Below are 13,271 nucleotides of genomic sequence, written 5' to 3' on the forward strand. Positions count from 1 at the left end.
GGCTTTCAAAGAAGAAAAAATGTCTTAATTCACTTAAAAGATAGCTGATTCAGTATCTGAAAATATAGTTTTACCCCATCAAGTCAATATTTATAATTCATAAACATTAATTCCAAGAACTATCCTGTGAAACTGCTGTTTTACGGAACAGATTTGTTGGAACTATTCTTTTATTTATTCTGTCCCAATCTCGGTCTTTTTTAATGGTTTCGTTAATTGAAGTTCTATGGGAGACTCCAATAAGAAATCTAAAACACTGTTATTCAAAGGATTGAATTTTATTTCCGAAGCCGGTCATCTCGACTAAAGAAACTCTCTAATAGTAGTCAAAACCTAGTTCCAAAGGGCCAGGTTTTAAAGGTTTGTTCCAATCTATAGGTCGTTAGTTACCAAATCCCAAATCCCATTTGCCGATTACCGCTGTTTTGTAGTCTGCTTCTTTCTTAAGACTGCCCAGGGTCATACGATTGATATCTACCTGCAACGGGGTCTTCAAAAAAATTGGGCTCCAAAAATTCTGTTTAGCTGGATATTGTCCGGTCAACAAGGCGTAGCTTGATGGGAACAAACAGCGGATGCAGCATGAAAATCAGTAAATCGTCTACCTTCTGAAGCCAGAAGGTCCATTGCCGAGGTCCTTACCTTTGTCGCACCTTGGATGCCAATGTCTCCATAGCCTAAATCATCTGCATTAATAATGATAACATTGGGCTTGTTGGTTTGTGCTACAATAAATGTGTATGCGAACAAACATGAGATGAGGCACAACAGGATGCCAAAGCTACTTTTTGAATGCATTAGTTTTCATTGTCCTTTAGATATTCAAAATGACTGTTGTCCTTTCCACTTGTGACTATTAAAGATTCAGGTAAGGGCCCTAGTTTTTTATATTCTTGTTCCATTTTTGAAAACAGCTCCAGCGCTAAATACTTTTTTTCTGGATAGAGATTTAAGGTTTCTCCGGGGTCTTTAGTCAAATCGAATAACAGCGTATCGTGAGCAGCAACTGCTTTTTGCCAGGGACTACCTTTTGTCCCCATATACGGCTTTTTAATTTTCCATTTACCTTGACGAAATCCTTGGAGTTGACTTCCTTCAAAAAACAAAAATGTATCCCCTTCACGTTTTCCGTTTTGAAACAGAACCTTGGAAATATCCGAACCATCAATAAGCCTATTACCAGGAAGGGGAATGTCCAAAAGATGGGCAAAGGTGGGAAACCAATCCATTTGAGTGGCCAAACCGTCATAAATAGTTCCTGGTTTTATCCTTTTCTTCCACATAGCCATAGTTGGAACACGCATTCCCCCATCAAAAGTAAACTGCTTTCCTTCCCTGAGTATCCCAGCGCTTCCACCTTGTTCTTCCATTACTAGCCAGGGTCCATTGTCACTTGAAAAGATAACTAAGGTGTTTTCAAGAAGTCCCAATGATTCTAATTTGGTCAAGATAATACCCACACTCCAATCCAACTCTTCAATAACATCTCCGTACAACCCTTTTTGTGATATGTTTCTAAAATCTTTGGACGCATAGAGGGGGACATGAGGCATATTGTGCGAGATATATAAAAAGAATGGACTGTTCTTGTTTTTCTCTATAAAATCCTGCGCTTGTTTGGCGTATGTCTTGGTCAGTTCCCTTTGATTTACATGATAATCGACCACCTCATTGTTCTTGATATAAACAACGCTGGACATGTCATTGCTATACGGAATCCCAAAGTAATGGTCGAACCCCTGTTGTAGTGGCAAAAATCTTTCTCGATGACCCAAGTGCCATTTGCCAATGATTCCAGTTTTATAATTCTTTTCTTTTAATAATTCTGCAATAGTAATCTCACTTTGAGGCATGCCCGTAAAACTATCGGGAAAGAATACATTGTTTATGCCCATTCTTTGCGGATATCTTCCTGTCAATAATGCCGCCCTTGAAGGACTGCAAATGGAAGAAGCAGAATAGAAATTGGTAAACTTGATTCCTTCTTGGGCCAGACGGTCAATATTGGGTGTTTTTATGGCGACGGCCCCAAAACAACCCAAATCACCGTAACCCAAATCGTCTGCTAAAATGAAGACTATATTGGGAAATGATTTTTTTCTTTGTGCTTCTACATAAATAGTTAATAGCATGCAAAGAATGATTATTGTAGATTTGAGAACTTTACTCTGTTGAGAGTATCTTACTCCGTTCGGATATACCATTTTCGTTGAAAGCTTCAATTTGAAAGTAATACTTCTGTTCTGCGTTTAATGCACGTAACTCATAGTTAGGGGAATCGTATATTTGGGCTGAAAGGTTGAGTTTTTCTGGATAGATGCCCCAATAGATGACATATCCCGTTGCGCTTTTCACAGGGTTCCAGCTGAGATTGGCATTTCTTCTATCTTCTTGTCGGGCAACCGTAAAGTTTTTCGGACTTCGTGGTGGCCTTCCACTGCCCTCGCCAAAAACCCTCAATTCTGAGATAGCGAGATACTTGTTTGTACAGAACACATGTTCGTATTTGATGTATCTTGCGGTTTCAGGACTTTCTAACTCTATGTATGCATGGGGCATATCACGCTGATTTTTTGAGTAATCTACAATGGTTTTCCAGCTTTTTCCGTCAAGGGAGGATTTAATCCTAAACTGTTGCCGTAGCGTATCGGGGCGACCAAAAATAGTACTCTTATAATCCTGAAAGTTGATTTGAATGGCCCTAACCTTACTGGAGTTTTCCAAATCAATTTCTACATAGATGGAATCGTTATTCGTTTGGGAAACCCAGTATGAACGAATCTCCTCATCATTGATTCGGTTGATTCCAAAATCGGTAATCTGCTCTTGCATGTAGCCTTTTTCACTTTCGTCTACTATATTAGGGAAGCCTTCCACCAATGGGGAATTGGTTTTTACGGGTTTGTTGTAAGACAATAGCATCCATCCGGTAAAACGATTTTTATGATGGTTCACCTTGGTTTCGGGTAAATAATGAGGGTAATCCCCATAAGCCGTATTTACATACATTTGACCATCGTCGGGCTCAAAACCAGCAGGATACATACCCAATCTGCGTTCGAATTTATAGTTAACTGAAATGGCCATGGTGGCGAAATGCCAATAGTTTCCATAATTATCTTTTACAGTACTTCCATGTCCTGAGCCCTTAAGAAAACCGCCTGGTTTATATGAAATGGGATTATAAGGAGCATATTCAAAGGGGCCTAGGGGGCTTTTGCTAGTATAAACTCCATCTGCGTATACGTTCCATTGGGTACCAGGAGCACCATACTCTAAATAATAGGTATCGTTGTGTTTTATCATCCAGGGGCCTTCAATAAAAGGTTTTAAGTTTGAGCGGTGATCTTGGCCAAAACGTTCCCACCCATGCTTTTCAGGTTGAAGATTAAAAAGGTCTATTTGTTCTCCTTTGGGGATAAAAAAGTTTTTGGCATCCAATTCCACACCCCTTATCGGCCACTTGTTGGATGACTCTTCATACAGGTAAACTTTGCCATCATCATCTACAAAAAGATTTGGATCCTGAACACCTCCAGGCATATTAATTACTGCAAAATTTGTTTTCCAATCTCCCAGTTCAGGGTTTTCGGTTTCGATTACCGCGCCCCGCCCTGAAGGGTCTCCCAATAGTATGATTTTATCATCTTTTATGGCCGCAGCTGGGGCGTTGCTACCATTGAAGTACCAGCTTTGCGGTCTAATAAAAGTCCAATTACTCATATCGTCCGAGCTCCAATAACCATGTGAACGCGTTACGAACATATAATATTTGCCTTTGAAGTTTACAACTGCTGGGTCGGCACCGGAACGATAGGAAACATTGTTTTTGGCCCTGTAGTGGGACATGTACGAGTAATCAATATCTATTGGGTTGCAGTACGTAAGGTATTTTTTTGTTGAATGTCCACTTTGGGAAAATGCGTTAAAAATCGTCAATAAAAAAACACAAACGACCGTGGAAACTATTGAAGGACTTTTTATCAAATCGAAAATTTTATGGCCTAGGTTGATTTTCAAGATAGAAAATATGGATAAGCAAAAAAGGGGGGCAAATACATATTAAATACATCACTCAAAAAGCATTGAAACTAAAAGGCTGCACTGTGCTTTTTTTGAAGGCTTTGTTATGATTTACCAAATTGATGTAGTATTGATGTAGAAAAACCTACTTTGTTAGTGTACATGAAGTGTCTTTTCAGTTTTTCAATACCTAGTTTTGTATATTGATTTAAGGCTAACTTAAGGTTTTCTAGTACTTAAGCAATATTTGTTTAGATGACCAAGTGTATTAAAACAACTATCCTATTTGTCCTGTTCCAAGTATTGGTTTCAGCACAAAATCTATTGCCTCCGGTTTATAACTATTCATTGTTGGATTATAACGGTGCTGGTAAAAATTGGGATTTAACAACCAATAAAGACGGGGAGTTGTTTGTTGCGAACAACAAGGGGATGCTTCATTTTAATGGTGAGGAATGGAACCTGTACAAGTTGCCCAACAACACGATAATTCGTTCTATCCTCTCACTGGGAGAGAGAGTATATACGGGTTCCTATGAAGAGTTTGGATACTGGCAAAAAAACGAAGAAGACATATTTGAGTACCATTCATTAACCCATCTTATAAAGAACCATACCTTCACAAGTGAAGAGTTTTGGGAAATTCTCCCTGTGGGAGAGGCCATTTTTTTTCGTTCTTTTTCTTCAATTTATGTCTACGAAAAGAATCAAATAAGAGTAATTAACCCACCCCATATTGTTTCTGATTTTATAGAATACCAAGGCAGACTGGTTGTAGCAACTGGAAGCAAAGGTCTTTTCGTTTTGAAAAACAACGTTTTAGAACCTTTGGAGAATCAGGAACTCCTGAGAAACAAAACCTTGACTGATATAGTTGAGGTGGATGAAAAACTATTGATAGGATCCAAATTGGATGGCTGTTTCACTTTTGATGGCAATAAAGTAAAGACGTGGCAGAACACGCTAAATACAGAACTCAAATCCCATCAACTTAATAAATTACTGAATCTTACAAATGGCAAACTAGCTTTTGGTACTATAAAAAATGGAGTTTATCTGTACGATTCTGGAACAGGAACTTCACAGATTTTGAACAAGCAGACCGGTTTGGGCAATAATACGGTATTATCAATGCATCAATACGAAAATCAACTTTGGCTGGGACTTGATTATGGAATGGCCAGAGTAAAACTAAATAATTCCATCACTTACTTTACTGATTATTCTGGTGCCTTGGGAATGGTGTATGACATTGCATTGTATAAAGGAAAAATGTACTTAGGAAGTAACACTGGGGTATTCTACTTTGATTCTGATGAATTGAAGTTTGTCAACGGTTCCCAAGGACATGTATGGGATTTGGAAATTATTGATGGTGATTTGGTCTGTGGTCACAATACTGGAACTTATGCGATTGAACAGAACGAGTTCAAACGCTTATCTCCTTTCGCAGGAGGATACGAAATTGTGAGAATACCAGAGCAGAAGAATGTCTATATGCAAGGACTTTACACGGGACTTGCTACCTACAGCAAAGAAGCGAGTCAGTCTTGGGAAGTAACCAAGGTTGCAGGGATTGGTTTTCCTATAAAACAGTTATGTTTTGAAAATCCTAGTATTGTTTGGGTAGCACATCCTTACAAAGGGTTTTATCGGGTTCACTTAAATGAGGATTACACCGAAGTTGTTAAGATTGATGTATTTGATGGTGAAAGTGTTCCAAGTAGCTACAATGTTAAGATTTACAAAATCAAAAATCAAATCGTGTTTTGCAGCCAGGGTGGCTGGTACAAATATGATGCTATTCTTGGGGAAATTGTTCCTTTCTTGGAGTTTGAACCATTCAACAATCAAGAATTGTTAAGTTTTGAAGATGAGCACTTTTGGTTTGTGGATGGTGAAAGAAATAAGCATGTCATTAGAACAAATTTAAAGACAGATAGCATGGTGATTGCGGATTTACCTCTACGTAGACGATTAGTTCCGGACGCCCAAAGAATGATTAAGACCAACGATACAATTTCCTTTATAACCCTTAGTGATGGATTTGCTAAAGTAAATACATCCCAATTGCAAAAACAGCTGGGTGATTATCAGCTACCTATGCCAGAGTTAACTTCTGTTGAGGACAAGGATAATTCATATGTTCCTAGCGAAAAGGATTTAGTATCACTGTCATTTAAAAAATCAAGAATCATAACTATCGAATTTGCAACTCCAAAATCTATTCAACCTCGCTACCATTATATACTTTCCGGTGCTGAAAATCATAGCGGGTATGTTGAGGAAGGATTTGTTTCCTTTCAAAACCTTACCTATGGAAATTACAAATTTGAGATATCAACTGTGGGCATAGACAATAATGAATCCAAGGTAAATGCTTTTGAATTCGAAATTGCTCCGCCATGGTTTTTGTCGAACCTAAGTATTGCCATTTATTTTGTACTACTGATTGCTTCCGTGATTTTGGTGAGGAGATATAACCGGGCAAAGTTGAGGAGAAAACAAAGAGAGCTTGAAGAGCAGATGCAGAAAGAACAGGATAAAAGAATCGCTCAGATGGAAAGGGAGGAATTGGCGAAAAAAGTGAAGTTAAAGCAAAATGAGTTGGCCAGCACCGCTTTGAACATCGCCAGAAAAAATGAGATGATTTTGGAACTAAAAAACATGTTGGTACTGAATAAGGATAAATTCCCGAACTCACATCGTTATCGCTCTTTTATTAGAAAGTTAAACAATTCGGTAAAGGACACTGAGGATTGGAAGAGGTTCGAAATCAGTTTTAAGGAACTGCACGAGGATTTCTTTGAACGGTTGTTGTTGGAATACCCTGAACTCACTCCAAAGGATCTCAAACTTTGCGCTTATCTTAAAATGAATCTTTCCACGAAGGAAATTGCACCTTTAATGGGAATTACGATACGAGGTGTGGAAATCCACCGGTACAGACTACGTAAGAAACTAAGATTGGAGAGCACAAAGAACCTTTCCAACTTCCTTATTACCTTCTCATAGCTTGAAAAACCATACTTTTCAAAGGAACGTAACCAATACCATACTACATCATAATTACATCACTATGTTAATTATTTATTAGCACTCTTTTTGTTTAACTACTGCAAACGCCTTGTTTTCGACCCTTATTGATTCCAAAAAGGAGTGATGTAGTTTTTATGTAGACCACTACATAGATTTCGAATAGGGTCTTTGTTAAATTAGCAAAAAACTAACTCCTTTGCTAAACAATTATGAAAAAAAAGAGTGTATTTTTAGTAATCTTTCTATTGCTGAGTAGTGTAGCCGTTTTCTCACAGCAAACAATTACAGTTTCCGGAACGGTTACTGAGGTGGGTGGACAGCCTTTACCAGGTGCCGCTGTTGTTATCATTGGTACTTCAATTGGTACACAAACCGACTTTGATGGTAATTACGTACTAAACGATGTTCCAACCGATGCAACACTTGCTTTTAGCTATATTGGCTATATAGGGCAAGAAATTCCTGTTAACAATCTGACCTCAATAAGTGTTTCTCTTCAAGAGGACACTCAAAGATTGGATGAGGTAGTCGTAGTAGGTTACGGTGAGCAGAAACGATCAGATATTACTGGAGCTGTAGTTTCTGTGAAGTCCGAGGAGATTGTAAAACTCCCAACTTTAACGGCAGTACAAGCCATCCAGGGTAAGGTGGCAGGGGTGAATATTGTCGCCAATGATGCCCCAGGTGCTACACCGACCGTTATTGTGCGTGGTGTTGGTACGGCACTTGCTGGAAGAGAACCCTTCTATGTTGTGGACGGACAACCCCTTCAAGATATTCGAAGTATCAATCCTGCTGACATAGAATCAATAGAGTTTTTAAAAGGTGCCTCCTATGCTAATATTTATGGTATACGAGCAGCAAATGGAGTAATTCTGATTACCACCAAAAAAGGGAGGGAAGGAAAGTTGACGTTTAACTTTGATAGTTTCTTTGGCCTCAGATCTGTTCTAAATCGGGTTGATATGGCCAATGGGTCTCAATATACCCAATTTTTCAACGAAGAAAATGCAGCAATTGGAGGACCACAGTTACAACCAAATCAACGCTATGATACGGATTGGTATGATGAATTATTACAAACAGGGACGGTACAGAACTACAATTTTTCTGTCTCAGGAGCTTCTGAAAAGGTGAACTATTTTTTGAGTTATAATTTTTATGATGAGGAAGGAATTTTGGAGGATGCTAAGTTTAGCAGAGGTAACATAAGAAGTAACAATACTTTTAAGTTGTTTGATGATCGGTTTAGGATTACTCAGAACTTGAACGTTACGTATACCAATGAAGCGCCCAAACCCTTCGGTGCATTCAACAACGCCTATCGTCAGTCTCCTTTAGTTCCGGTTTTTTATGATAATGGCCGATTTGGACAATCCTTTTATAACCAAACAACCGGAATTGTAGGGTTTGAAGCTGCTGAAGGAGAATCTATTGGGCGTCTAAACAGTGCGGGGAATCCAGTTTCCCAAGTGTTTTTTGAGGATATAGATCAGAGTACTACCACTTTACAGGGCCAGATTACTGCAGAATTTGATGTAACTGATTATTTGACGGCAACAGCCCGATTTGGTGCAACCCAAGGATTTCTCAAAAGGACGGATTTTCAACCTATTCGACAAGAATGGTTAAACGCCGACCCCATACGTACTGTTGAACAATTTGAGGAAGGTAGGGCTGATTTGGATGGAGATGGTGTTATTTCAACAGAATTTGCAAACAATCGTCTGAACGTTAGGGATGAAGAATTCTTTAGATGGAATATTGAAGCATTCTTGACCTTCGATAAATCCTTTGATAAGCATAATGTGTCTGCTACAGTAGGATTGAGCCGTGAGAATTTTGGAGGTAGGGAAACTGTGATAGCCGAGGGTTTTGATGTGTTTGATGAACCTAGGTTGCGTAGTTTGGGTAGGCAAACCTCTTCCTTTTTTGCCAATACCGTTGACCAGATTTTTAATCAATCAACAAACCTTCAATCTTATTTTGCTAGGGCTGAATATGATTTTGCGGAAAAATACTTCGTCAGGGCGGTAATCAGACGAGATGGCACCAGTGATTTTGTAACAGGGGAAAACTTCTTCGATAATTTTCCAGCCTTTAGTTTGGGGTGGACGTTGACTGAAGAAAACTTCTTAAAAGATAACGAACTCATAAACTTTTTTAAAGTATTTGGTGGCTGGGGACAATTAGGAAACGCTAATGTTCCAATAAACGTACAACAAATAGAGACTGACGCTGCATCTGGTAACGAAAACTACGTTTTCGGGCCCACTCAAGATTTGATTTTCGGAGCTGCTTTTGGAAGTCCGGTTTTTCCTCTACAGTGGGAGGTAACGGAGGAATTTGAAGTTGGCTTCGATTTCGCCATGTTAGATCGCAAACTATCAGGTACGTTTACGTATTACGATAGAAACAATACAAATGCAATAATAAATGTTCAGAACACTTTAAACTCAGCCGCAGAAGGCAACTTCTTGGCACAGGCGGCAGAAGTTTCCAATTCTGGGGTAGAAGTCTTGGTAAATTGGAGAGATAGGGTAGGGGAAGACTTTAGTTATAACGTTGGTGTCAATTTTTCCACAAATAGGAACCGGGTAGAAAATGTAGTGCCGGGATTTGATGGTGAAGTTGGTGGAGGTTTGGGTAATGGTCAAATTACCAAAAGACTACAGGAAGGCCAACCCTTATTTGCTTGGTGGTTATTTGAGGCAGATGGGGTCTGGCAAAACCAAGAAGAAATTGACAACAATCCTTCCGTAGGAAATGCCCGTCCTGGACATTTGAGATATGTTGATCAGAATGAAGATGGAGTAATAGATGATAGGGATAAAAGATTCTTTGATAACTACGTTCCAACCTTTAACTATGGTGTAACTATTGGGGCTCAGTATAAGAACTTTGATTTTAGTTTAGACGGTTTTGGCGTTGGAGGAAATAAAATCTACAATGGATTGGCAAATACCCGTTTACAAAGTGTCAACATTTCAGAGGAAATCTTCAATAGTCGTTGGACAGGTGAAGGATCTACCAATTCATCCCCTGGAGCCGACCGGGATGCTTTGGCCTCTTCCTTTTGGTTGGAAGATGGGGATTTTTTTAGGATCAATAATATAACTCTGGGATATACCATCAACCAAATGGGTTTCTTGGACAGAGCTAGAATTTATTTCACAGCCCAAAATCCTTTTATTTTCACTAATTATTCAGGATTTACTCCTGAGCTGAATCGAAGTGGAACGGATGCTGCCGGAAATCCAGAATTTGGAAATCCACGTGAACAAACGGGAATAGAACTGAATGCCTATCCAACTACCCGAACCTTCATCCTTGGTTTAAACCTACAAATCTAATGAAAGCACTACTAAAAAAAATAAACACGATGATTGCAGAAATAAGAACCTTAATTTTGGCCGTTTTAATTGTTTCGACTTTTTTCGGTTGTGATGACTTTGTAGAAGAGGTCGATGTGGTAACACCCACAGCTGAAGAAAGTGGAGAGGATTTTCAACCTATACAGTTTGTGACCGGAGTCTATGGAAGACACACTGACTTCGCTTACGCCTTTTCTTATTTGGGAATTACTGAGATTATTTCGGACAATTCGGATAAAGGAAGCGCACCTACGGATACAGGTGCTGACAAGGACCAATTAGACGGGCTTACCCATACCCCATCAAGTGTTTCCATAAGGGCAATGTGGACACAATGGTATAAAGCCATCGGCAGGGCTTCTCTTGCAATAGAATTTACCGAGACTTTCGAACCTATTGATGAAAGTCTAAGAACACGGCTGATAGGCGAATGTAAGTTTTTACGAGCCCTTAATTATTTTTGGTTGGTCCGAACCTTTGGCGATGTACCTCTTCAAGATGTAGATATTCTTAATCGAGCTCCGCTTGCCGAGGTTTATGCTTTTATCGAGCAGGACTTAAACGAGGCCATTGCTGCCTTACCTTTAAAAAGTGAGTATGCGGCACCGGATTTAGGAAGAGCGACCCTAGGAGCGGCGCAAGCTCTATTATCGAAAGTATACTTATATCAAGAAAAATGGCAAGAAGCTGCCGATATGGCGAATAATGTCATCAACTCAGGAGAGTATGATTTGGAACCAGATTACGCTACTGTGTGGAGAGCGACTACAGAGAATGGTATCGAATCAATTTTTGAGCTTCAAGGTCGTGGAGAGATTATTGCACATGGCATTCAGCAATACTCTTCCACTCAAGGTGCCAGGGGCCCAGATGGTTTTGGTTGGGGATTTAACACCCCTTCTGAAGATTTATTGAATGCCTTTGAGGCAGAAGGTGATGCTATTCGACGAGATGCCACAATCATTTTTGCAGGAGAAACCATGTTTGATGGCCGTGAGATCAATCCCGGCGTTGAAAATCCAAGATACAATGAAAAGGCGTATTCGAGCCTAAATGCAGGCCAACCCGACGGAGATAAAAACATTCGTATTCTTCGTTTTGCAGAGATTCTTTTGATTAGGGCTGAGGCATTAAACGAATTGGGACAGTCTGGGGATGCACTTATACCATTAAATAGGGTACGAAGTAGAGTAAGTCTCCCCGATGTAGCGGTCACCGACCAAAATGCTTTAAGATTGGCTATTTGGAAAGAACGAAGATTGGAATTGGCCATGGAACATGATCGCTGGTACGATCTTTTACGACAGGGAAGGGCAGCAGAAGTTATGATTGCTCATGGTAAGCCTTTTGAGATTGGGAAACATGAGTTGTATCCCATTCCCAATGATCAGTTGATACAAACACCGGATATGGAACAAAACCCGGGATGGTAGCAACTGTGCAGCATGAAAAAATTATTTGAGTTAAGTTTAGTTTTAGTACTGGCCGTTGTATCCTTAGTAGCAGGGTGCAATGGCCAAAAAACTTCTGAAAAGGAAACTAATGCTGTGGAGGATGAAGATAATTCTTCCAGTGACTATTCCAATTATTCGGACGAAGCTCTAATGGACTTGGTCCAAAGAGAAACTTTTAACTATTTCTGGGAAGGAGCTGAACCTGTTTCGGGTCTGGCTCGGGAAAGAATTCATATGGATGGCATTTACCCTTCTAATGACCGTGATGTAGTTACTACGGGAGGGTCGGGTTTTGGCCTAATGGCTATTTTGGTTGGAATCGAACGCGGCTTTGTTTCTCGGGATGATGCGCTAAAGCGATACGAAAAAGTAGTGGACTTTTTGGCCAATAAGGCCGATCGTTTTCATGGGGCATGGCCTCATTGGCTTTATGGTACTACTGGAGAAACCAAACCGTTCAGCCCAAAAGATGATGGTGGGGATTTGGTGGAGACAGCATTTCTTATTCAAGGGTTGCTCACTGTCAAGGAATATTTTAAAGAAGGCAATGAGAGGGAAAAACAACTCGCGGAAAATATTCAAAAGTTATATGAGGAAGTAAAATGGGATTGGTACACCCAAGGAGGAAACGGCTTGTTTTGGCATTGGTCACCAAACTTTGGTTGGGAAATGAACTTCTTGGTTAGAGGTTATAATGAGACCCTTATTATGTACGTTTTGGCAGCAGCGTCGCCAACACATCCAATTTCCAAAGAGGTCTATGATATTGGCTGGGCAAGGAATGGTGAGATATCCAACAGTGTAACTTACTATGGCTTGGATACGGAGTTGGACCACTATCCAAGGGATACAGCTCCAGTGGGACCTCTATTTTGGGCGCATTATTCCTATTTGGGATTAAATCCCACAGGTCTTAAAGATCCGTACGGTGATTTTTGGAAGCTTAATTCCCATCATGCTCAAATTCATCATAGGCACTGCGTTGAAAATCCAAACGATTATGAAGGGTATTCAGCAGAATGTTGGGGTCTAACTTCCAGCTATTCCATGGACGGCTATGCGGGGCACAGACCGGATAAGGATTTAGGGGTGATTTCCCCAACCGCCGCTTTGTCATCGATGCCGTATACTCCAAAAGAAAGTCTTGCTTTTCTAAGGTTTATGTATGAGGAACAGGACAGTTTAATTGGCAAGTACGGTCCGTATGATGCTTTTAGTTTTGAACATGATTGGTATCTACCCAGATATCTGGCAATTGACCAAGGCCCTATTCCTGTTATGATTGAAAATTATAGAACCGGTCTATTGTGGAAATGGTTTATGAAAAATGAAGATGTGTTAAGAGGACTTGCCAAATTGGGTTTTACCTACGAGCAATAAT

The 13,271-nt window shown here is 39.8% G+C and carries 7 protein-coding genes; 4 read left to right on the forward strand and 3 right to left on the reverse strand.

Features of this window, described 5'->3' with window-relative positions; all coding sequences use genetic code 11:
• Positions 1 to 540 precede the first annotated feature (540 nt).
• The 3 genes from CLV81_RS20900 to CLV81_RS10805 are packed head-to-tail and all read right to left on the reverse strand — an operon-like array spanning position 541 to position 3,849.
• A complete protein-coding gene (locus tag CLV81_RS20900; protein WP_211298004.1) occupies positions 541 to 798 on the reverse strand; it encodes a sulfatase-like hydrolase/transferase in 258 nt (85 codons plus the stop codon).
• Entirely contained in the window at positions 798 to 2,132 is a 1,335-nt protein-coding gene (locus tag CLV81_RS10800) for a sulfatase family protein (protein WP_211298005.1), read from the reverse strand. Before CLV81_RS10800 ends, CLV81_RS20900 begins: the two co-directional genes overlap by 1 nt.
• A 31-nt stretch (positions 2,133 to 2,163) precedes the next feature.
• Positions 2,164 to 3,849 (reverse strand): family 43 glycosylhydrolase, encoded by a 1,686-nt coding sequence (locus CLV81_RS10805; protein ID WP_106147473.1) that lies wholly within the window; start codon positions 3,847 to 3,849, stop codon positions 2,164 to 2,166.
• A 429-nt stretch (positions 3,850 to 4,278) separates the two neighbouring features.
• Here CLV81_RS10805 and CLV81_RS10810 point away from each other — a divergent pair, with 429 nt between their 5' ends.
• The 4 genes from CLV81_RS10810 (at position 4,279) to CLV81_RS10825 (ending at position 13,270) form a co-directional block, all read left to right on the forward strand.
• A complete protein-coding gene (locus tag CLV81_RS10810) occupies positions 4,279 to 7,038 on the forward strand; it encodes a helix-turn-helix and ligand-binding sensor domain-containing protein (protein WP_106145146.1) in 2,760 nt (919 codons plus the stop codon).
• Positions 7,039 to 7,271: 233 nt separating this feature from the next.
• On the forward strand, positions 7,272 to 10,415 hold the full coding sequence (locus CLV81_RS10815) for a SusC/RagA family TonB-linked outer membrane protein (protein ID WP_106145147.1): 3,144 nt from the start codon (positions 7,272 to 7,274) through the stop codon (positions 10,413 to 10,415).
• Positions 10,415 to 11,869 (forward strand): RagB/SusD family nutrient uptake outer membrane protein, encoded by a 1,455-nt coding sequence (locus tag CLV81_RS10820; protein WP_245911990.1) that lies wholly within the window; start codon positions 10,415 to 10,417, stop codon positions 11,867 to 11,869. Before CLV81_RS10815 ends, CLV81_RS10820 begins: the two co-directional genes overlap by 1 nt.
• A 12-nt stretch (positions 11,870 to 11,881) precedes the next feature.
• Positions 11,882 to 13,270: a glucoamylase family protein gene (locus CLV81_RS10825; protein ID WP_106145148.1), complete on the forward strand. Its 1,389-nt coding sequence runs from the start codon at positions 11,882 to 11,884 to the stop codon at positions 13,268 to 13,270.
• The last annotated feature ends 1 nt before the right edge of the window (position 13,271 follow it).

The sequence above is a fragment of the Flagellimonas meridianipacifica genome (assembly GCF_003001695.1).
GTDB lineage: Bacteria > Bacteroidota > Bacteroidia > Flavobacteriales > Flavobacteriaceae > Flagellimonas > Flagellimonas meridianipacifica.

What these genes read in the sequence shown, in the direction of transcription:
- CLV81_RS20900 (WP_211298004.1), bottom strand. Translation starts at nt 798, where the DNA reads ATGCATTCAAAAAGTAGCTTTGGCATCCTGTTGTGCCTCATCTCATGT.
- CLV81_RS10800 (WP_211298005.1), bottom strand. Translation starts at nt 2,132, where the DNA reads ATGCTATTAACTATTTATGTAGAAGCACAAAGAAAAAAATCATTTCCC.
- CLV81_RS10805 (WP_106147473.1), bottom strand. Translation starts at nt 3,849, where the DNA reads ATGTCCCACTACAGGGCCAAAAACAATGTTTCCTATCGTTCCGGTGCC.
- CLV81_RS10810 (WP_106145146.1), top strand. Translation starts at nt 4,279, where the DNA reads ATGACCAAGTGTATTAAAACAACTATCCTATTTGTCCTGTTCCAAGTA.
- CLV81_RS10815 (WP_106145147.1), top strand. Translation starts at nt 7,272, where the DNA reads ATGAAAAAAAAGAGTGTATTTTTAGTAATCTTTCTATTGCTGAGTAGT.
- CLV81_RS10820 (WP_245911990.1), top strand. Translation starts at nt 10,415, where the DNA reads ATGAAAGCACTACTAAAAAAAATAAACACGATGATTGCAGAAATAAGA.
- CLV81_RS10825 (WP_106145148.1), top strand. Translation starts at nt 11,882, where the DNA reads ATGAAAAAATTATTTGAGTTAAGTTTAGTTTTAGTACTGGCCGTTGTA.